This window comes from Streptomyces changchenzhani, from assembly GCF_039766235.1.
Taxonomy (GTDB): Bacteria; Actinomycetota; Actinomycetes; order Streptomycetales; family Streptomycetaceae; genus Streptomyces.
Window position 1 is genome coordinate 16,591 of the sequence record NZ_JBDHNH010000006.1, and the last position, 19,208, is coordinate 35,798.

Annotated in this window: 12 protein-coding genes; 3 read left to right on the forward strand and 9 right to left on the reverse strand. The window is 72.6% G+C overall.

The window, feature by feature from the left end; all coding sequences use genetic code 11:
* Positions 1 to 2: 2 nt before the first annotated feature.
* On the reverse strand, positions 3 to 443 hold the full coding sequence (locus tag ABCR94_RS19590; RefSeq protein WP_283521651.1) for a roadblock/LC7 domain-containing protein: 441 nt from the start codon (positions 441 to 443) through the stop codon (positions 3 to 5).
* Entirely contained in the window at positions 440 to 3,196 is a 2,757-nt protein-coding gene (locus tag ABCR94_RS19595; protein ID WP_347120783.1) for a nitrate- and nitrite sensing domain-containing protein, read from the reverse strand. Before ABCR94_RS19595 ends, ABCR94_RS19590 begins: the two co-directional genes overlap by 4 nt.
* Positions 3,197 to 3,641: 445 nt before the next feature.
* On the opposite strand from ABCR94_RS19595, the gene ABCR94_RS19600 reads away from it, so the two are divergent.
* A complete protein-coding gene (locus tag ABCR94_RS19600; RefSeq protein WP_347121358.1) occupies positions 3,642 to 4,157 on the forward strand; it encodes a hypothetical protein in 516 nt (171 codons plus the stop codon).
* 194 nt (positions 4,158 to 4,351) lie between these two features.
* Here ABCR94_RS19600 and ABCR94_RS19605 read toward each other — a convergent pair whose 3' ends face one another.
* From ABCR94_RS19605 to ABCR94_RS19630, 6 genes are all read right to left on the reverse strand, one after another.
* Positions 4,352 to 9,325, reverse strand: a complete 4,974-nt coding sequence (locus tag ABCR94_RS19605) for a hypothetical protein (RefSeq protein ID WP_347120784.1) — start codon at positions 9,323 to 9,325, stop codon at positions 4,352 to 4,354.
* A 174-nt stretch (positions 9,326 to 9,499) separates the two neighbouring features.
* Positions 9,500 to 10,450: a hypothetical protein gene (locus tag ABCR94_RS19610; protein WP_347120785.1), complete on the reverse strand. Its 951-nt coding sequence runs from the start codon at positions 10,448 to 10,450 to the stop codon at positions 9,500 to 9,502.
* 439 nt (positions 10,451 to 10,889) lie between these two features.
* Positions 10,890 to 12,434, reverse strand: coding sequence for a hypothetical protein (locus tag ABCR94_RS19615; protein WP_347120787.1), 1,545 nt, complete (start codon positions 12,432 to 12,434; stop codon positions 10,890 to 10,892).
* Positions 12,435 to 12,572: 138 nt separating this feature from the next.
* Positions 12,573 to 13,298, reverse strand: coding sequence for a GntR family transcriptional regulator (locus ABCR94_RS19620; protein ID WP_347120788.1), 726 nt, complete (start codon positions 13,296 to 13,298; stop codon positions 12,573 to 12,575).
* Between the two features lie 229 nt (positions 13,299 to 13,527).
* A complete protein-coding gene (locus ABCR94_RS19625; RefSeq protein ID WP_347120790.1) occupies positions 13,528 to 14,946 on the reverse strand; it encodes a HEAT repeat domain-containing protein in 1,419 nt (472 codons plus the stop codon).
* Between the two features lie 257 nt (positions 14,947 to 15,203).
* Positions 15,204 to 15,596, reverse strand: coding sequence for an ankyrin repeat domain-containing protein (locus ABCR94_RS19630; RefSeq protein WP_347120792.1), 393 nt, complete (start codon positions 15,594 to 15,596; stop codon positions 15,204 to 15,206).
* A 262-nt stretch (positions 15,597 to 15,858) separates the two neighbouring features.
* On the opposite strand from ABCR94_RS19630, the gene ABCR94_RS19635 reads away from it, so the two are divergent.
* Positions 15,859 to 16,053 (forward strand): hypothetical protein, encoded by a 195-nt coding sequence (locus ABCR94_RS19635; protein WP_073757949.1) that lies wholly within the window; start codon positions 15,859 to 15,861, stop codon positions 16,051 to 16,053.
* 37 nt (positions 16,054 to 16,090) lie between these two features.
* Complete coding sequence (locus ABCR94_RS19640) at positions 16,091 to 17,683, forward strand: hypothetical protein (protein WP_347120793.1); 1,593 nt, start codon at positions 16,091 to 16,093, stop codon at positions 17,681 to 17,683.
* Between the two features lie 20 nt (positions 17,684 to 17,703).
* On the opposite strand, the gene ABCR94_RS19645 is transcribed toward ABCR94_RS19640, so the two are convergent.
* Positions 17,704 to 19,203: an SCO1417 family PLP biosynthesis transcription factor gene (locus tag ABCR94_RS19645; protein WP_347120795.1), complete on the reverse strand. Its 1,500-nt coding sequence runs from the start codon at positions 19,201 to 19,203 to the stop codon at positions 17,704 to 17,706.
* Positions 19,204 to 19,208: the final 5 nt, after the last annotated feature.

Below are 19,208 nucleotides of genomic sequence, written 5' to 3' on the forward strand. Positions count from 1 at the left end.
ACTCACCCTCCGGCGGGCAGACCGGAGCGGGGCGCGGTCATCAGGTGCACGCCGACCCGCTTGACCATCAACGTCATCTCGTACGCGACCTGGCCGACGTCGGAGTCGGCGTCCGAAAGCACGGCGAGACAGCTGCCGTCGCCGGCGGCGGTGACGAAGAGGAAGGCCTCGTCGAGCTCCACGACGGTCTGCCGGACGCGGCCCGCCTCGAAGTGCCGGCCGACCCCCTTGGCGAGGCTATGGAAGCCGGAGGCGACGGCGGCGAGGTGCTCGCCGTCCTCACGCGTCAGGTCCTTCGACGCGCCGGTGGGCAGGCCGTCGCTGGAGAGCACCAGCGCCTTGCGGATGCTGCCGACGCGCTCGACCAATTCATCGAGGAGCCAGTTGAGCTCCCCGGAACCCCTGCCTGTGGCGTTGTGTGCTGCGGCGTTCGGTGCGGTCATCGACCGTTCCCCTCTGGTGTGGTTCCTGGTGCTGTCTCGCCCGGTGCTGCGTCGTTCCCGCCGGTTCCGCGCGTCGCGCCGTTCTCGTCGGGCACGTCGTTCTCGCGACGGCCGCGCTGCCAGCCGCGCTGGAGCGAGGCCATGCGGCTGCGTACTTCGTGCGCGTCGCGCTCGGTGTCCTGCTCGGTGACGGGCGCGTCAGTGGCGGATCCGGTGCGGCCGGCGGTGTCGGTGTCCTTCAGCTGCGGGGCGAGGCTGGCCTGGCGGACGCGGCGGGGCAGTCCGTCCAGCGACGGAAGGCCCGGGGGCTCGTTCGTCGTGGCCGGTTCCCGTGCGGGCGGAGTGGAGAAGGTGCGGTCCGTACGGTCCGCCGGGGGGCGCCTGCGGCCGCCGACGAGGCGGCCGTTGTCGGACACCAGGGTCGGCGGCTTCGGCGGGTGCTGCGCGGTCGGCGGAGCCGGACTCGGCGTCTTGCGGCGGGGCAGCGGGACCGCGGTGCCCGGGTGGGCGCGTTCGCCGCTCTCGGGGAACGGCTCGGAGGCCTGCTGGTGCTGCTCGCCGAGAGCGTCCCGGCCGCGGTCCCGCGGGCGCTCACGCGCCCGGAAGATGCCGCCGCGCCCGCTCTCTGTGTCTTCGATGTCCTCGATGTCGGCGAGTCCGCCGAGCGTCGCCTCTTCGAGGCCCAGGACGCCCAGCGGGGGTTCGAGCTCCACCGGTCCGTCGAGGACCGCCTGGGCGGCGAGCTCCGCGGGGACGCGGGCGAGCGTCGTGACGGGCTGACGACGGCCGCCCTCCCCGATACCCGGGCTGTCGGCAGCGTGCTTGCGGTCGAGCCGGAAGCCGGTGCCGTTGGTCTCCGGGGCGTCGGTGAGCAGTGCGGCGGGGATGAAGACGATCGCGGTGGTTCCGCCGTACGGGGACGGCTGGAGCGAGACCCGGACGTTCTGCCGCTGGGCAAGTCGGCTGACCACGAAGAGTCCGAGCCGGTCGGTGTCCGACAGCTCGAACTCGGGGGTCTCGGCGAGCCGCAGATTGGCGTCGAGCAGGGCATCGGGGATCATGCCGAGGCCGCGGTCGTGGATTTCGAGCGTGAAGCCGTTGGCCACGCGCTCACCGTGCACCTGGACTGCGGTGTGCGGGGGCGAGAACACCGTGGCGTTCTCGAGGAGTTCGGCGATCAGGTGGGTGAGGTCGGCCACCGCGGGACCGCCGACGCCGATGCGCGGCAGCCTGCGTACCTCGATGCGCTCGTAGTCCTCGACCTCGGCGACGGCCGCGCGTACGACGTCCATGAGCTGGACGGGCTTGCGCCACTGCCGGGACGCTGTCGCGCCGGAAAGGATGACCAGGCCCTCCGCGTGGCGGCGCATGCGGGTGGTGAGGTGGTCGAGACGGAAAAGGTCCGCGAGCTCGTCGGTGTCCTCGGTGCGGCGCTCCATGGTGTCGAGGAGCGTGAGCTGGCGGTGCAGCAGAACCTGGTTGCGGCGGGCCAGGTTGACGAAGACCTCGGAGACGCCGCGGCGCATGTCGGCCTGTTTGACGGCCGATTCGACGGCGGCGCGCTGGAGGGTGTTGAGGGCCTGGCCGACCTGGCCGACCTCGTCCCTCTCGTACTCCAGACGCGGGGCCTCGGTCTCCACGTCAACCTCCTCGCCCGCGGCGAGCCTGCGCATCACGCTCGGCAGGCGGACACCGGATGCCTCGTGGGCCTCCTTGCGGAGCCGGGAGAGGTCGCGGGCGAGGCTGCGGCCGATCCGTACGGACAGGACGAGCGAGATGAGCAGCGCGAGGAAACCGAGCACACCGGCCAGGCCCGCCCGGACGAGGACGCCGAAGGCAACCGGGTCGACCCGGTCCTGGTAGCGGTCGCTCGCGGCCTGGGCCTCGCCGGCCAGGCGATCGAGAACGCCGGTCGCGGCCTCGTTCCAGCTCTTGGCGCTGACGGCTTTCGGGTCCTTGCCCGCGCCCGACGCGATGAGGCGATCCTCGGCGGTGCGCAGGGGCTCGGTGTCCGGGCTGCGCCAGTACCGCTCGAAGATTTCACGCTCTTCGTAGGGCAGGTTCTCCAGGTTGACGGTGTAGAGCAGCTTGCGGTTCGCGACCAGGCCCGAGACCTCGCGCAGCTCGGGCGCGGCGAACTGCCGGGCGACCAGTGCCGAGGCGACCAGTGCGTCCTGGCGGGACAGCATCTCGCGGGCCTCGGCGACGCCGACCAGTGCGCGGCCCTGCTTGTCCATCTCCACGTCCTCAAGGGCGTGGAGGGTCATCAGGAAGGCGTAGCAGGGGTCGACCAGCCGGTTGAAGCGGTCGAGTGCCTGTCGCCTCGTGACTGTGCTGTTCTCGACGGAGCTGCGCAGCGCTTCGATGCCTTCGAAGGCTTCCAGGAGCGAGGCGAGGCGCCGCTCCGTCTGGCTGCGCATCTCGTCGCGCACATTGGGCTGCCGGGCCCGCTCCTTGATCTTCGCCACGGACGCATCGGTCACGGCGCGTTCACGGCGGAGAGCGGCAAGGGCGTCCGAAGCCCGGGGGTCCGCCAAATAGATCAGCGTCTGTCGGCGTTCCTGCTGGATGACCCTGACCGTGTCCTCGATGGGGTAGCCCACCTGCTCGACGATGTAGGCGACGTCAAGAAGCTGGTCGGCCTCGCGCCCAGTGATCACGGTGGCGAATCCCCACAGTGAGGTGAGGGAGACGAGCGGCACCAGCAGCAACGCCACGATCTTCCTGCGGATGGACTTCCCGCGAAAGCGCATGGCCTCCCCCAGCTCAACCCCCGTCGGGCGGGGGTAAATGTTCCGTCAACAAACGGCGTGAGCCTACTACTGTCGCTCCGGCAACTCGAAGACCTGTACGGGCGATTTTCAGCCGCACTGTGGCTGGTTGATCATGAGTTGCCCTGGATTTCCGGCAGTTGACCGCCCTACTGGGGCTTAGGGCGCCTGAAGAGACGCCTCGTTCCCCATCGAGGCAGATGGCTGAAATTCTCAGCTCGGCGGGAATCTTCGAGGTCGGTCATTCATCCTGTTGTACGGGGGAACGGGAACGATGGGGACGCACCTATCACATTGGGCCCGGCGGATCGGCATAAAAGGGCGTAAGGCGGGCAGCCGTTCGTGAAGGCGGTTGTCCCACGCCCGGGTTGAGCGGCACGCCAGGTCGTGGGGCCAGGTGGTGGGGAGTGAAGGTTTGATGGACACCATGGACACGGAAGAGCACCGCAGGACGTCCGCAGCAACCGTGGCGGTTCCGGGCCCGGCGGCTGACGCGAATGCGAAGGCGGCCCCGCGTGCGGCGGAATCGGCAGAGGAGGCCGGGGCACCACGGCAGTTGTGGGTCGAGGAGCCTGCCGTACGGCCGCGGATGGCCGACCCCGTCCGTACGGCCGCCGTGCGCGCCGTGATCATCATGTCGCTGACGATGATCCAGGCGATGGTGGCGTTCCTGTGCACGCTCGCGGGCTCCTGGCTCGCCTTCCCGATGGTCCTCAGCAGCGTCGCCAGTACGGTGGTCGCGACCTGGGGCGTGCTGGACGTGTGGGTCACCCGACAGGTGTGGAATCAGCGGCACGGCGTGGTGTCCGTGCCGAGCAGCACGGCGCGCAGTCTGCGCCGCGAGCGCCGCCGGGCCCGCCGGACGGCCCGCCGGTCGACGCGAATACGGGAACGGGAGCCGCAGGGCCAGCCGGGGACGGGCCGACTCTCCCAGGCCGCCTGAGGCCCGCTGCCCGTTCCTCCGCCCGTCCCCGCTGCCCGCTCGTGCGCCCGCGCGTGCCCAGGCGTGCCCACGTGGTCGCTCGGGGCGCGCGGGCAGCCGCCGAGGTCGCTCGGCGCGCGTGGACATCCGCCGAAGTCACCCGGCAGGCGCGGGCGCCCACGTGGTCACTCGGGGCGCGCGGGCGTCCGCCGCAGTCACTCCGCAGGCGTGGGCGTCCGCTTGAACATGCGTGTCGCTGTGATCTCGCCGTGCACCGTCTCGGCCTCCGGGTCCTGCTGCGGCAGGCCGGGCCGCAGGTGCTCCTCGACGCTGATGTACTTCAGCCCCGCCCTGAGGTCGGCATCGTTGCGCAGCCGGATGACCAGCGGGAATTCGGCGAGCGCGGTCGTGTCGAACAGGCCCGTCGTGTAGAGCAGCTGGACGCCGAGCGCGTCCGAGACAGCGCGCTGGAGCTCCAGCAGATACGTGGCGTTGGCGCGGCCGATGGGGTTGTCGAGAAACAGCGTGCCGGCGTGCCGGTGCTTGTCGCGGCCCCGGTCGTTGCTGCGCAGTGCGGCCATCGTGCAGTACAGCGCGATGGCGGCGGTCAGCAGCTGACCGCCGGAGAACACATCGCCCATCTGCCCGACCGGCACCCGCTCGGCGCGCAGTACGGCGTCCGGCTTGAGGATCTCGACGGAGATGCCCTTGGGCTGCAGGGCCGCCTGAACACCGCGCAGGAGCAAGGACATTCCGTCCCTGCGCAGGTCCGAGTTCTTCTTGACGGCGGAGCGGGTGGCTTCGTCGATGACCTCGCCGAGCCGCTCCACGAGCGTCGCCTGATCCGACTCCTCGAAGCGGATCCGCAGGAACTCCTGGCCGGACCACTCGCCGAGACCCTCGGGCAGCTGGGAGAGGCGCTGCGCCGAACGGAGCGTCGTCAGCGCGGACTCCACGAGGCCGCGGAGCCGGTCGACGATGCTGCCGCGATTGCGCTCCAGTTGCTCCAGCTCGTCGGTCAGCACCCGCAGCCGGGGCGCGAAGGCCGCCGCCCAGGCCGCGGCGTGCTCGGGCAGCGCGGCGGCGGGAAGTTCGCGGATCTGCTGGCGCGCGGGGGTGCGTACCTGCTCGTACCGCGTGGAGTTGGCATGCCGTACGAGGACATCGCTCGTCTCGCGCACCGCGGCGTCGGCGGCGGACAGGTCGGCGGCGCAGCCGCGCAGTGAGCGGCGGGACTCGGCGGCGGACTGCCGCGCCTCCTCCAGGCTGCCCGGGTAGGGCTCGGGGGCGTCGGCTCCTTCGGCGGCCTCCGCCGCCTCCGCGGACCGCTGCTGGTCCCTGAGGAGGTCACGCAGCATCGCGGCCGTCTCCTCGAAGCCGCCTGCCGCGTCCTCCGCCGTGCGGTGCGCCCGCAGCAACTCGGCGTGGGCCTCGCGGGCCGACTCCAGGGCGTCGGAGCAGGTGGCGAGCTCCGCGGTGGCGGTGCGCAGCAGGGCTTGCGCCTGCTCGGCGTCGGTGGGCACGAGGTTGTTGGGCAGCTCGGTGTGCGCCGGGGCGTCCTGCGGCGCGAGGCGCTCGGCCTCGCCGCGCAGTCGGCCGAGCTGCTCGCTGGCGGCGGACGCCCTCGACTCCAGCATCTGTACGAGGGATTCGGCGCGGGCCGCGGCGGCCTGGCGGGACGGGCCGTCGGCCCCGTCGGTGCCCTCCAGCATCAGGGCGGCCTTGGTGCGGACCTTGTTGGTGAGCCGGTTGAGTTCGGCGAGGGCGGTGCTCTCGTCGCTCTCCGCCCTGGCCTGCTCGGCACGCAGATCCGCTCCCACGCCGACCTTCTCGTACAGCTGCGAAGCGGCGCGGTACGCCTCGCGCAGGGCGGGCAGCGCGATGCGCCGTGCGTTCTCCTCGCGCTCCGGAAGGGTCTCGGGCGCGCCGGCGATCTCGGCCCGCTCGGCCCGCAGGGTGCGGGCCGTCCGGTGGGCGTCGTCGGCGGTGCGCTGGGCGGCGCGGCGGTCCTCGTCGGCGGCCCTCGCACGCTCCAGGCAGACCGTGGCCCTGGCCTCCGACTCGGCTGCCTCCTCGGTCAGTTCGCGCAGCTTGATCTGCCAGCCGGCTCGCTCGCGCAGCCGGTGCGCGAGCCCCGCGAGGGCGTCGGCGACGCGACGGGCACGCTGGGTGGCGTCCTGTCGATCGTCCCGGACGCGGGCCGCGTCCGCCGCGGCCTCGTCGGCCTCGGCGCGGGCCGTACGGGCCTCGGCCAGCGCGGCTTCGGCAGTCTCGGCCGCGGCGCTCGCGCCCCTGGCCGTCTCCGCGAGCTCGTCGAGCCTGCCCGGCGGGCAGTCGGCGCGCCAGGAGCCGAGGCGGGCCGCGAGGGCACGGTCGCCGGTGAGCCTGGCGGCGAGCTCGCGGATCTCCTCGTCGCGGGCGGCCACCCGGGCCCTGAGTGCCTGGCGCTCCTCGTCGGCGGCGTGCTCGTCGTGCATCGCCGGGTTCGGCGGTACGAGGAAGACATCGCCGCGGTCGGACGCGCCGGTGCCGGGTGCGGGCACCGGGGCCAGCAGCGCGGCGGCGGTGCCGACGGCGACGGCCGAGCGGGGCAGCAATGCGGCGCCGGCGAGGACCTCGCGGGCCCGTTCGTGCGCTTCGGGATCGGTGATGACCACGCCGTCGACCAGCTCGGGGCGTGCGGCGAGCACGGCGGCGTGGTCGGCCGGGGCGACGGCCTGCGCGAGATAGCGCCAGCCGGGCAGGGCGGGGATGCCGTGCTCACCGAGGAACTCGACGGTGGCGAGGACATCGGGGCCGGGGGGCAGCAGACCGCCGTCGCCGAGCGCGCCGAGAATCCGCGCGTCGTCGGCGGCGGCCGTACGCATGCCGAAGAGCCGGCGCTCGGCCGAGGTGACGCCCTGGTCGAGCAGGTGGAGAAGGTCTTCGGCGTTGCGGTCCAGCTCCGCGACGGTGAGCGGGCCCTCCGCGGCGGGGCGCGGGGTGCGGGGGCGGTGGGCGCCCGCGGTGGCTCCCGGCTCGTGAGGGACGCCGCTCCGCGCGTCGTCGGTGCCGTTGGCGTCGTCCGCCTCGTCGATCGGGCGGGCCGTTGCCGCGTCCTGGGTACGGATCGCGGCGCCGGCAGCCCCGTACTTGGTGTCACCGCTCGCAGACACCGACCCGCCGGCCTCGGCCGCGGCGTCCACCGAAGCGTGACCGTCACCGGCTCCTCCCGCCGGATACTCATCGGCGTCGGCGTCGGCGTCGGCGGCTCGTGCGGCCTCGTCCGTGCCCTGCGTATCCGGGTGGCCGGCCTGTGCCGCGCTCCGGCGGGGCTGCGGTACACCCCCGGCCGCCGACGGAGTGGACGGCAGACTCAGAAGCTCTGCCAGGCGGTCGTGCGCGGCGATCGATTCGGCCGCCCGGTACTCCGCCTGGTACGCGTGTTCAGCGCCCTGCGCGGCGTCCGCCGCGCGTGCTGCAGCCAGGTCGGCCCGGCTCTCCGTGGCGGCGGCCTCCTTCGCCCGGTCGCCCGTTGTGCGGGCGGCGTCCCGTGCGGTTTCCCAGGCGGCGACCGCCGCTTTCTCCGCGTCGACGGCGGCGAGCGCAGCGCGCGCCGGGTCGGCGTCGGGGGCGGTGTCGTCGAGCCACCCGGCCCGTACCGCCTCCGCGGTCTCCTGCTCGACCTCGCCGAGGCGCTGACGCAGGTACCCGATCTCGCTGCGGGCACGCTGTGCCTGGGTCGCCGCGGTGGTGGCATCGCGGTGCGCCGCCTCGCCCGTCTTCTGGAGCGCCGCCGAGCGCTCTTCCTCCTCGGCCGCTACGCGCTCGCCGTCCTCGGCTGCCGTGTGCAGCGCCCGTACGAGCTCACCGGCGGCGGTGCCACGGGCGGCCAGCGCCGGTGCCGCGTCCCGCTCCGCCTCGCGGATCGCGACGGTCACGCGCGCGGCGCGGTCGGCGGCGGCGCGGTGGCGCAGGACGATCTCGGCGGTCTGCCAGGCGGCGTGCAGCGTACGGGCGTCGGCCAGCTCACGACGCTGGCCGCCCGCTGCCTTCTCGGCGGCGGTGAGGGCCAGCGAGGCGTGCCGGTAGGCGAGCTCGGCGGCGATCAGTGAGCTGCGGCCGCGCACCTGCTCGGCCTCGGTGACCTTGTGAGCGGTGGCGGTGACCTGCTGCGCGAGCTCGCCGGTGCGGCCGCGCTCCTCGGCGGCGCGGACCGTGAGCCTGCGGGAGAGCGTCCGCGTCCGGCGCTCGGCAGCCGCGTGGACGTCACGGGAGCGCAGCCGTGTGTCGGCCGCGTCGACGATGCGGCCGAGCAGGTCGGCGGAGCCCGCCGTGAACTCCCGCTCCGCGATCAGTTCGGCCCGGCGTCCCAGCTTGTTGCCGAAGCCGTGGACGAGGTCGGCGAGGCCGTCCGTGTCCCGGGTGTCGGTGACGGCGCGCAGCAGCAGGTCGGTGAAGTCGGAGTCCTTCTTGACCGCGAAGAGGCCGGCCGCCTCGCCCTCGTCGGAGTTCATCTCCCGCTGGTATCGGAACAGTTCGGGGTCGAGGCCGACTTCACCGAGGTGCTCGTTCCACCGGTCGTGGATCTCCTCCCAGTGGATGTCGAGGTGCGGATACGCCTTGCCCGCGTCCGTGATCGCGTCGCGGAAGCCCTTCATGGTGCGGCGGCGGCCCTGCGCGCCGGACACGCCTTCGCCGTACGGACGGACGGCGGTGGACTCGGCGACCGGCAGTGAGTCGAGGCTTAGTCCGGGGCCGGGCTGGAAGGAGTACCAAGCCTCCGCGAACTTCCGCGGGTCGTTGGAGACCTGCCGCCCCCGCCACTCACTGACCTTGCCCACGACCAGGCACTCGCCGGTGAGCGTGTGCTGCCACTCCAGGGCGACATGACCGCAGTCGTCGGCGAGCAGGAACTTGCGCAGCACGCCGGAGCTGGCGCCGCCGAGCGTATTGCGATGGCCCGGCAGCATCACCGAGAAGATCAGCTTGAGGAGAACGGACTTGCCGCCGCCGTTCTCCAGGAAGAGCACACCGGCGGGGGCCGGGCGGCGCGGCGGGCCGACCGGCTCGTCCTCGAAGAACTCCGCCTGCGTGGGGGCGGGGTTGGGCACGGGCTTGCCGACTCCACGCAGGTCAAGCACGGTGTCGGCGTAGCGCGCACCGGCAGGGCCGATGGAGTAGAGGCGGACCCGGGACAGCTCGTACATGGCGGCGGACTCTCGTCGTAAGTCGTGAAGCGGCAGGGACCACGCGTGGATCAGGCAGAAGGAGGCGTGAATCAGGCGTGGGGCGGGTCGGGCTTGGCGGCTCGGGGGCGATCGAGTGGTCGGCAGTCGGGTAGTCCGGCAGCCGGATCGTGGGGCAGCCGGTCGGGTGACGGGTCAGTTGTGGAAGGGCAGGCCGGCGTCGGCGGTCAGTTCCAGGTCGTCGGCGTCCGAGGGCGGCAGAAGCGTCGCGCTGCCGTCGGTCACCGGCACCACACCCAGCTCCAGGAGCTCGGCCATGGCGGCGCTGCCCGCCATGTCGCGGACCTGCAACTGGTAGCGGGCGGTGGTGCGGTACGCCCCTCCCGCGTCGTCGCCCGTGCGCTGCAGGAAGCCGGAGTCGGTGAGGAAGGCGACGGCCTTGCCGATGATGCCGGTGGTGGAACCGGCCAGCCGTCGCGCGTCCTTGGTGGCGCCGGTCGCGCTGCGGCGTGCGTATATCCGCCAGGCCGCTTCGAGGCCGGGGGTTTCGGTGGCCGGGTCGGTGTTCTCTCCGTGCTCCTCGGCCTGCTCCTCCAGGCGGCGGCAGGCTTGGCGCACGAAGGCGTCGACGCCGTTGACGGTGATGCGGCCGATGTAACCGTCGTCGGCCAGGTCCTCTGGGCGGGGGAACGCCAGGGCGGCGACGGCCAGATGGGCGAGGCCGTGCAGGAACCGGTCGGCCGATTCTGCGGAGGCACGTCGGGCGTAGTCCCCCATCCGCACGGCGAAGACGGAGTCCTCGCCGGCCGATACGGCCATGCCCGCGCGCGTGGAAACTTCGAGGACGATGAGCCCGAGCCCGGTCGCGACGGCGTCGGCGAGCCGAGCGAAGGCGGGCTCCTCCCGGTAGCGGCGGAGCAGGTCGGCATACTCGGCGTCCCGTGCGGGCAGCAGCTTGGGCTGCAGCCCGAAGGACACGAGCCGCGCGGCGTCGGCGGCGTCGGCGGGGGTGAGCGCGCCGCTCCCGGCGGGCGTGGCCCCGAAGGTGGGTACCTCGGCCGGGTCGACTGCCGTGGCCGCCTCCGCGGCGGCCTCGGAACCGCGCTCGCTCCACGCGCCGGCGTGCTCTGCGTGGTGGTCGCTCACGACTGCTGCTCCTTGCTGCGGAAGGTCTGGGGTGCGGGGCGGTGGCGGGCAGGCGGTCGGCCCGCACACGGGCCATGCCCGGCGCTGCGGCCCGCCCGCGCTCTCGCGCCGGCCGATGTCATCGATGTGGCCGCCGACTTGGGCGGGGTCGTACGGTCCGACGCAGGGGTGGGCGAAGCCGGGACGGCCCGAACCGCCGTGAGCGAGGCCGCCGTGGGCGAAGCCGGGACGGCCCGAACCGCCGCAGGCGCAGCCAAGCCGCGCGAGGCCCCTGTGGCCGAAGCCCCGGCCTTCGGAGCCCCAGTGGCCGAAGTGGCCGTGGCCGAAGTCGCGCCGACCACGGTCGCACCGGCCGGAATCGCACCGGCCGGCGTCGCGCTGGTCGAACAAGCCGCACCCGCGCGCGTCGTGCGGGGCGAAGCCGCCCCCGTCGAAGCCGTCATGCCGCCTCCTTGCGGTCGGCGGTCATGGCGGCCGAGTCGAGCAGAGCCATTCCCACGATCAGGTCGGCGCCGCCGAACTCCGGATCATCGAGCTGGGTCCCGTCGTCGACGGAGAACAGCAGCCGCTTCTCACCTTGCCGGTAGGCGGTACCGACCGGCGGGCTCGCCGCGTGGACCGCGAGCAGCGCGACGAGGTACGGGAGGTCGGGATCGCGAAGCCGGGCGTCGGCCAGCAGGCCCGACAGCCTGCGCGGGGCGTCGTGCGGAAGGTCGAGCAGCTCCATGGCGCTCGCGAGCTGCTCCTCGCTGAACCGGCTGTCGTCGGGGGTGGTGATCAGCTCGGGCTCCGGCATCTCGGCGCCCAGATGCTCCCGCTCCACCGTCGGCGTCAGCAGAATGTCGACCAGGTCCCCCACCCGGACCGCCACCGGAGTGCGCAGTCCGGTGCCGGCGGTGAAGAACGCGTCGGTGATCCGGATCGCCTGCTCGACGGGGAGCGGCAGCAGTGGGGCGAGCAGCTGCCCGTACAGGTCGAGCCCGACCCGCGCGGTGGGCGTGGCGAAGGCCTGCCGGTCCTGCTCGGCGCGGAACAGCGGCCCGGCCTCCAGAAGCCGCGACTGCAGTTGCGTGTGCCGGCGGATGCAGTCCTTGACGATGTCGACAAGCTCGGCGGCGCGGCGCTTGTGCTCGGCCGTCTTTGGATCAGAACCAGCCTCGGCCTCGTCACGGGCCTTGCGGATGTTCGTCAGGATGGCGTTCTCGTGGCGGTATCGGTCGGCGATGTGGTCGAGCGCCTCGGCGATCATGTCCGGTACGGCGTTGAGCCAGTCCACGGCGCGCACATTGCGCCGGGTCGCCTCCAAGGTCCTGCGGAGCGTCTCGGCGTACTGCACGGTCCGATAGCGGGCCTGCTCCGCGGCGAGCTGGGCGTCGGCCAGCCTGCCCCGGCTGATCAGCACTTCGAGTTTCACCTCGGCGGCGATCTGGGCACTGGTGACGTCGGTGTCGAGGGCGCCCACCAGGACGTTGACCGCTTCGTCGGTGGTCCGCAGGTAGACGCTGCCGCCGTACCCAGGGACCTCCTCGATGAGCTTGAAGTCGTAGTCCCTGCGCACATAGGCGCCGTCGGGGCCGAATGTGCCGTAGACCGCGCGGAAGCCGCGGTCCACGCTTCCGACGTTGATCAGGTTCTCCAGGACCCAACGGGCGACGCGCTCGTGCTCGGCGAGCGGGCGCCGGGGGGACTGGGCAGCGACGCGGGGCAGCAGTCTGGCCACTATCTGCTCGTGGTCGGCGCCCGTGTCGAAGTCCATGTTGAGCGTGACGAGGTCGATCGCGGCGAGCGCGACCTCCGCCATCGCGTAGCCCGAGTACTCACCGGCGAGGTTCGCCTTGCGTACGTCGAGATCGTGCAGCGGCGCCGTGCAGGCGAGCGCGCGGAGCCGCCGCGCGAGCCCCTCGTCGGCGGCCGGGCCCAGTGCGGGCCGCGGCCCCGCGCTGAGCTGGGGCGGAACGAATTCCGTCGATGCAGGCGAAGTCACGTGGCACAGATTAGGTCCTCACACTGACAACGGTCGAAACGGCGCAGAAGCGACCCCTCGCGCGGGACCGGGACAAGGCGGCTCGGCCACCCGACGCACCGCGGTCTCCGCGCCCCGACCGGTACGCCGGCCTGCGTGTCAGCCGCTGCGCCCGTTGCTCTGCGCGCCGACCTCGATCCGTTGTGCATACACCTCTACGAGCTGAGTGCGCGAGTCGTCGAGGTACGCGTCGAGCAGATGTTCGCCGCCCGCCCTGTCCCCGGTCCGCAGCACGTCCACAATCTGGCGGTTCCGTACGAGATAGGGCTCGTGCAGCATGCGTGGATCGGCCACCAGGTGGAAGGCGAGGCGCAGTTCGGCCAGGACGCTGCGCATCAGCTCGTCGGTGCGCGGGCTGTCGGCGAGCGCGACGAGTTCACGGTGGAAGTGGATATTGGCCGTGCCCACACCCTTCCACTCCTTCTTCCGGGCGGCCCGCTCGCCGTCCGTGACCGCCGAGTTCAGCCCGTCCAGCGCATACGGCGGCTCCCCAAGACCCCGTACGACCGCGCACTCGATCAGCCGTCGGATGCGGTAGATGTCCTCGACGTCCTCGACGGCGAGGACCCTGACGAAGACCCCTCGGTTGAGTTCGTGGACCAGCAGCCGCTCGTGGGTCAGCAACCGGAAGGCCTCGCGGAGCGTGTTGCGCGAGACCCCCAGCGCGCCGCCGATGCTGTCCTCCGACAGTCGGGTGCCCGGCGGGAAGAAACCCTCCGCGATGCGGCTGCGCAGGATGTCGGCGACCCGCTCGGCCGTGCTGGTGCGCCCCAGCAGCGGGCGGTCGTCCGCCAGTCCGCCCACTTCGACCCCACTCGTTCCCACGCGGTGTCCCGTCCTTCTGGTCCCGGCCGCCCCCGGGGTGTTCCCGGTTTCACAGAAATGCCCTTGAAGTGAATCGCAGATACCGGAGCGGGACAACACAACTCTTGGAGGATCGTTGAACGACAGTCCGCCTCTGGCCGCGCGGGTGCATCCGGCCCCGTCATCAGGGACCTGCGGATCGTGGAGAGGTGCGCGACGGTCTTCGGGCCCCCGTGCCCGTCGCGTCAGCTCAGAGAGCCGGCGCGTCGGGCCCGATCCTGCTGCGCACCGCGGTCTGTACCTCGGCCTCCTCGGCCGGGTCGGCGGCGAGCCGCCGCAGTCTGTCGGCCACGCGCGCGTCGGCGGTCTCGGCGTGCAGCGCAGCCACTTCGCGGGTGGTCTCCTCGCAGTCCCACAGGCACTCGACGGCGAAGCCGGTGGCGTACGAGGGGTCGGTGGCGGCCAGGGCGCGGGCGGCGCGGCCTCTCAGGTGCGAGGAGGCGGTCTCCCGGTAGACGTGGCGCAGTACGGGCGCGGCCGAGCAGATGCCGAGCCGGCCGGCCCCGTCGACGAGGGCCCACAGGAGCGGCGCGTCAGGCCCGTCGGACCGTACGGTCTCCCGCAGCGCACCGAGCACCAGCGGGGCGTCCTGCGCCCCGCCCCGGCAGGCGAGCACCCCCGCCGCCGACGCACCCAGGGCGTCCGGACGGTGGACCCAGCCGCGGGCCCGGTCCACCGCGGCGGCGCCGCACATCCGCTCGAAAGAGGCGACAGCGGCGTCCGCGACGCTGCGTGAGGGGCTCTGGGCGGCGGCTTCGATGAGGTCGAGGACCGCGGGGTCCTGCGACTCGGCGAGGTAGTGCAGCGCTGTGCTGCGCGCCCCGTCCTCACCACTGAGCGCCGCCGTGACGATCGCGGCCCGGTCGGCGGGTCCGGCCACCGCGGTCAGGCACCTGGCGGCCGGCACGTGCAGAGGCGCGCCTCGGTCGAGGCCCTGCTGGGCCCAGTCGAAGACGGCCTGGACGCTCCAGCCCGGCCGGGGCCCGGTCGGCCGCATCTGGCGCTGCCAGCGGTCGAAGGATCCCTGCTCGCCGGCCGCCCGCACCCGGGCGCCGATCGCTTCGCGCGGGTCCTGTGCCCACAGCCGCCAGGGCCTGGGCTCGAAGGCGTCCCGCACCGCGGTGGCCAGTTCGGCCTCGCCCTGCGGGGTGCCGGGGAACCTGGCGAGGACGGGGACGGCGAGTTGGCGCAGCCCGGCGTCGTCGTCGCGCAGCGCGAGCTCGTCGAGGGCCCAGGCCCAATTGGAGCCGGTCCTGGCGTACTGCCGCAGCAGCGCCAGGGCGTCCGCCCTGCCGTACGAGGCGAGGTGGCCGAGCACGGCGAGCGCCAGTCCGGTCCTGGTCTCGTCGGTGTCGACGAGATCCACGGTGTCGAAAAGGTGCTGCTCGATCTCTTCGAGTCCTCCTTCGAGGTCCACGTAGAGGCGTGCGTAGTAGAGGGATCGGTTCTCGACCTGCCAGTCGTGGCGGGGGTCGTCGAGTACGCAGTGATTGAGGGCCGCGAGTGCTTCGGGGCGGGGGGCTGCGAGCGCGTGCAGCGTCCCGTCACCACGGCCCCTCTGCAGGAGGCCGAGCAGCGTGCCGCTCGGCGCTATGACTGGATCGAACATGGAAAATGCCTCACATCAAGCTGTCGACGCAACCGGGAAACGTGCCGTGCCTAGGCCGCGCGACAACATGTTCGGCAGTCCGCCGTCATCTCTTGCCTGGTGTAGACCATTTCCTCTGCCCTTCATCGCTGGGGCCCGGTGCGGGCCCTCTCACAACCCCCGTGGTTCGGCATCTTCTGCCCGTAACCCGTGCATGTGATTCCGACGTCATGATGACCCACCCATTTCGCCACCGCGACCACATTTACGGCGCACCGTCACTGGGCCCTGAACAGCTCCAGCAGGTCCTTCTTGTCGAACATGCGTGCCGTGTCCACCGCGGACGGTGTGCCGGCGGCCGGGTCGGCGCCGCCGGTGAGGAGCGCGCGGATCACCGCGTCCTCCCCCTTGAAGACCGCCCCGGCGAGCGGCGTCTGCCCCCGGTCGTTGGCCCGGTCCGCGTCGGCGCCCCGGGCGAGCAGCGCCTCGACCGCCGGAGCGTGGCCGTGGTACGCGGCCAGCATCAGCAGGGAATCGCCCCGGTCGTTGGTGAGATTCGCGGGCACGCTCGCGTCGACGTACGCGGCGAGCGCCTCGGCCTCACCCCGGCGTGCCAGATCGAAGATCTTGGTAGCCAGCTCGACCACCTCGGGCTCCGGGGTTTCGCTCATCGCTCGGTCCGCCTTCCACTGCCGTCCACTGCTGTGACCTGTACGTACGGCATCAGCGCCGTACGAGTGAATCGTCAGGGTACTGCCCGTCGGACGACATGACCCGACCCGGCAGTGGCAAAGATCACGGCAGGTGGACCCCCCTCCGCCACTCCAGTGAAAAAGCCCAAAAGTAACCCATTTGCACCTTTTGCCGTATAGATACATGCTGTGAGCCTGGAAGAACTCATGGTGACTGTCCCCCTCAATCAGGAGACCCCACATGATCCTGTCCATCTCAGGCGTCGTGCTTCTCGGAATCATCGTCTTCCTCTTCTTCCGGAAAGACGGACTCAAGGCATCCCACGCCCTCGTCTGCGCACTGTTCGGCTTCTACCTCGCGGGCACCGCCATCGCCCCGAGCATCACGGCCGGGGGCGCCAGCCTCGCCAGCCTTCTGGGCGGGATCAAGTTCTGACCTGCCGTTCCCGCTTCCACACCATCAGGAGACCGAAGTGGTCCGGCGTCCACTCCCCCGCATTCTGAGCAGCGGCAGTGCCTCGATCGTCCGCAGCCGCGAGATCGCGCGCACGGCAGCCGACAGCGCCACCGACGTTCTCCATCCGCTGATCACGATCACCCGTGGCCTGCGACAGCTGGCCGCAGCAGGCCGGCTGAAGTGGGCCGGCACGCCCAAGGAACGGCGCGGTCCCGCGCTGTTCCTGGTGGCGGCCATCGTCCTGGTGGTCGCGCTCATCCCGTACGGGCCGCTGCTCGCCCTGATCACGGTGATGGCCGCGGCCGCCTGGAAGGGCCGGGACCGCACTCCGGTGCACACCGGTCCCGATCCGGCCGAGACACAGCGGCTCCAGGCCCTCTACGAGGCCCTGGTGCCGTACTTCTCTGTGCCCGAGGACCCCAGTCCGCTGTTCACCCACGGCGGTGACTGGACCACGGCGTTCGGCGACCACACCTTCGACGACAACGGCCGGCTCGTCCGGCTCGTGCTGCGCTACCCCGCGTACTTCACCGACGGCGAGCCCCTGTCCCGGGCCCGCATCGAACAGCTGCTGCACGCCAAGTCGGGCCGCGGCCGTGAGTACCACTTCGCCTGGGACGAGGAGGGCAACCAGTTGGTCATGACGGTGCTCGACGCGCTTCCCACCACCATCGCCGCCCAGCGGTTCGTCACGTCCCCCGGCGAGACCGTGCTGGGCTTCACCGACGCCGACGCGGTCCAGCGGACCATGCCGGTCACCGAGGGCGGCGAGGCCCGTGACGCTCCCCCGGTGGTCTGGCGGACGGGGGCGCGCTCGACCGAGCCGCACCTGCTCGTCGTCGGGCAGCCGGGGAGCGGCACGACCAGCCTGCTGCGCTCCATCACACTGCAGGCCCTCCAGTACGGCGACGTACTGATCATCGAGGGCAGCGGCACCGGCGAGTACGCCTGCCTGACCGGGCGCAGGGGCGTACTGGCCGTCGAGTGCGGCCTCTCCGGGGCACTGGCCAGCCTGGAGTGGGCGGCACACGAGACCGAACGGCGGCTCATCTCCGCCAACCGGGCCCGCCAAGCCGGTCATCCGGCGCCCGAGGACACCAAGCGTCCGCTGTGGATCCTGCTGGACCGGCCGAGCGTCTTCGGCCATCTGGCGGCGGCCGACGGACGCACCGACCCGCAGCAGCTCCTCCAGGTGCCGCTGCGGCACGGCAGGGCGGCGAATGTGACGGTGGTCGTGGCGGAGCAGTTCGACGCCCTGGACACCCTCAGCGAGCCAGTGCGCTCGCACACCCGGGCGCGGGCCGTGCTCGGACCCGCCGCCCCGGAGCTGCTGGCGGAAGTGCTGGGCGAGCCGCCGCACACCACAGCGACCCGGGACAACCCCCCGGGCCGCGGCTACGCGCGACTGGGCACCGGGCCGGTCCTGCGGCTCCAGGTCCCGGCCACGCCCGACCCGTACGACGACGCGACGAGCGAGGCCCACCGGCAGGCCGTCCTCGACCTGCTCCCGGAGCGCCAGGTGCCGCCCGAGGCACAACCCGAGGCAACGCCGTCAGCGCAGGCGCAGGCCCCGGAGTCGACCGCGGAGCCGGTGCCCGCAGAGGGCTGAGCCCCCCGGGGCAACGCCCGTCAGGCGACGAAGGTCCGCGGGGCCTCGGAACCGGATCTCGCTCCGGTCTCGACCAGCCTCGCGGCCGCCGCCAGCCGCACCGCCGCCTCCACGGCCACGGGGCCGCCCACGGTGAACGGCAGCCTGACGTACCCCTCGAATGCCCCGTCGACCCCGAAACGCGGTCCGGACGGCACCCGGACCCCCACCCGCTCACCCAGTTCGGCGAGCCGCGAACCGGACAGCCCGCCGGTACGGACCCACAGCGTCAGCCCGCCGCGCGGAACGTCGTACTCCCAGTCGGGCAGCTCCTTGCCGAGCGCCGCCACGAGCGCGTCCCGGTTCTCCCTGGCCTGGTCGCGGCGGATGTCGACGGCCTGCGCCCAACCCCCGGTGCTCATCAGCCAGTTGATGGCCAGCTGCTCAAGGACGGGCGTGCCGAGGTCGGCGTACGCGCGGGCCGCCACCAGACTGCGGATCACATCGGGGGAGGCCCGCACCCACCCGATGCGCATCCCCGCCCAGAAGGCCTTGCTCGCCGATCCCACGGTCAGCACCGTGCTGCCCGCGGGGTCGAAGGCACAGACCGGGCGCGGCATCTCCAGGTCCGGGTCCAGGCAGAGCTCCGACATGGTCTCGTCGACCACCAGGACGGTGCCTGCCGAGCGCGCCGCGTCGACGAGCGCCCGCCGCTGGTCCTCGTCGGCCAGCGCGCCGGTCGGATTGTGGAAGTCCGCGACGACGTACGCGAGCCTGGGCGCGGCGTCGCGCAGCACCTGCCGCCACCGGGGCAGGTCCCAGCCCGCAAGACCGTCGGCCATCGCCACGGGCACCAGGCGGGCGCCGGCCTCGCGCATGAGCTGAAGGATGTTCGCGTACGACGGCGACTCCACGGCGATGCGCTCGCCGCGGCCCGCGAAGAGGTGGCAGATCGCGTCGATCGCGCCCATCGCGCCGGTGGTCACCATGATCTGCTCGGGCATGGTGGGGATGCCGCGCTCGGTGTAGCGGTCGGCGAGCGTCTGGCGGAGCGCGGGCAGGCCGGCCGGGTAGTCGCCATGGGTGTGGGCGTACGGCGGCAGCTCCTCAAGGGCGCCCTTGACGGCCCGGGTGAGCCACGGCTCGGGCGCGGGCAGCGCGGCGCAGCCGAGGTCGATCATCGAGCCGAGCGACTCGGGCGCCAGGGGCTCCAGGCCGCGTGCGGGCAGCGGGTTGCCCGCGGGAACGGCGGTCCAGCTGCCCGCTCCGCGGCGCGACTCCAGGAAGCCCTCGGCGCGCAGGGCCTCGTAGGCGGCTGCAACAGTGGTCCTGCTGACGGCCAGCGCCAAGGCGAGCTCACGCTCGGCGGGGAGCCGCGCGGCGACCGGCACGCGGCCTTCGAGGACGAGCAGCCTTATGCCGTCGGCGAGCGCGCGGTAGGCCGGCGGCTTGCGGGTGCCGGGGCCCGCCGGGCGGGACTGCTGGGCGTTGAGCTGGCGGGCGAGCTGAGCCGCACCGACCGCTGAGGTCCACTGCGCCATATCTA

Bases quoted from the DNA above. Each gene is read 5' to 3' on its own strand.
- ABCR94_RS19590 (WP_283521651.1), bottom strand. From the start codon at position 443: ATGACCGCACCGAACGCCGCAGCACACAACGCCACAGGCAGGGGTTCC.
- ABCR94_RS19595 (WP_347120783.1), bottom strand. From the start codon at position 3,196: ATGCGCTTTCGCGGGAAGTCCATCCGCAGGAAGATCGTGGCGTTGCTG.
- ABCR94_RS19600 (WP_347121358.1), top strand. From the start codon at position 3,642: ATGGACACGGAAGAGCACCGCAGGACGTCCGCAGCAACCGTGGCGGTT.
- ABCR94_RS19605 (WP_347120784.1), bottom strand. From the start codon at position 9,325: ATGTACGAGCTGTCCCGGGTCCGCCTCTACTCCATCGGCCCTGCCGGT.
- ABCR94_RS19625 (WP_347120790.1), bottom strand. From the start codon at position 14,946: ATGTTCGATCCAGTCATAGCGCCGAGCGGCACGCTGCTCGGCCTCCTG.
- ABCR94_RS19630 (WP_347120792.1), bottom strand. From the start codon at position 15,596: ATGAGCGAAACCCCGGAGCCCGAGGTGGTCGAGCTGGCTACCAAGATC.
- ABCR94_RS19635 (WP_073757949.1), top strand. From the start codon at position 15,859: ATGATCCTGTCCATCTCAGGCGTCGTGCTTCTCGGAATCATCGTCTTC.
- ABCR94_RS19645 (WP_347120795.1), bottom strand. From the start codon at position 19,203: ATGGCGCAGTGGACCTCAGCGGTCGGTGCGGCTCAGCTCGCCCGCCAG.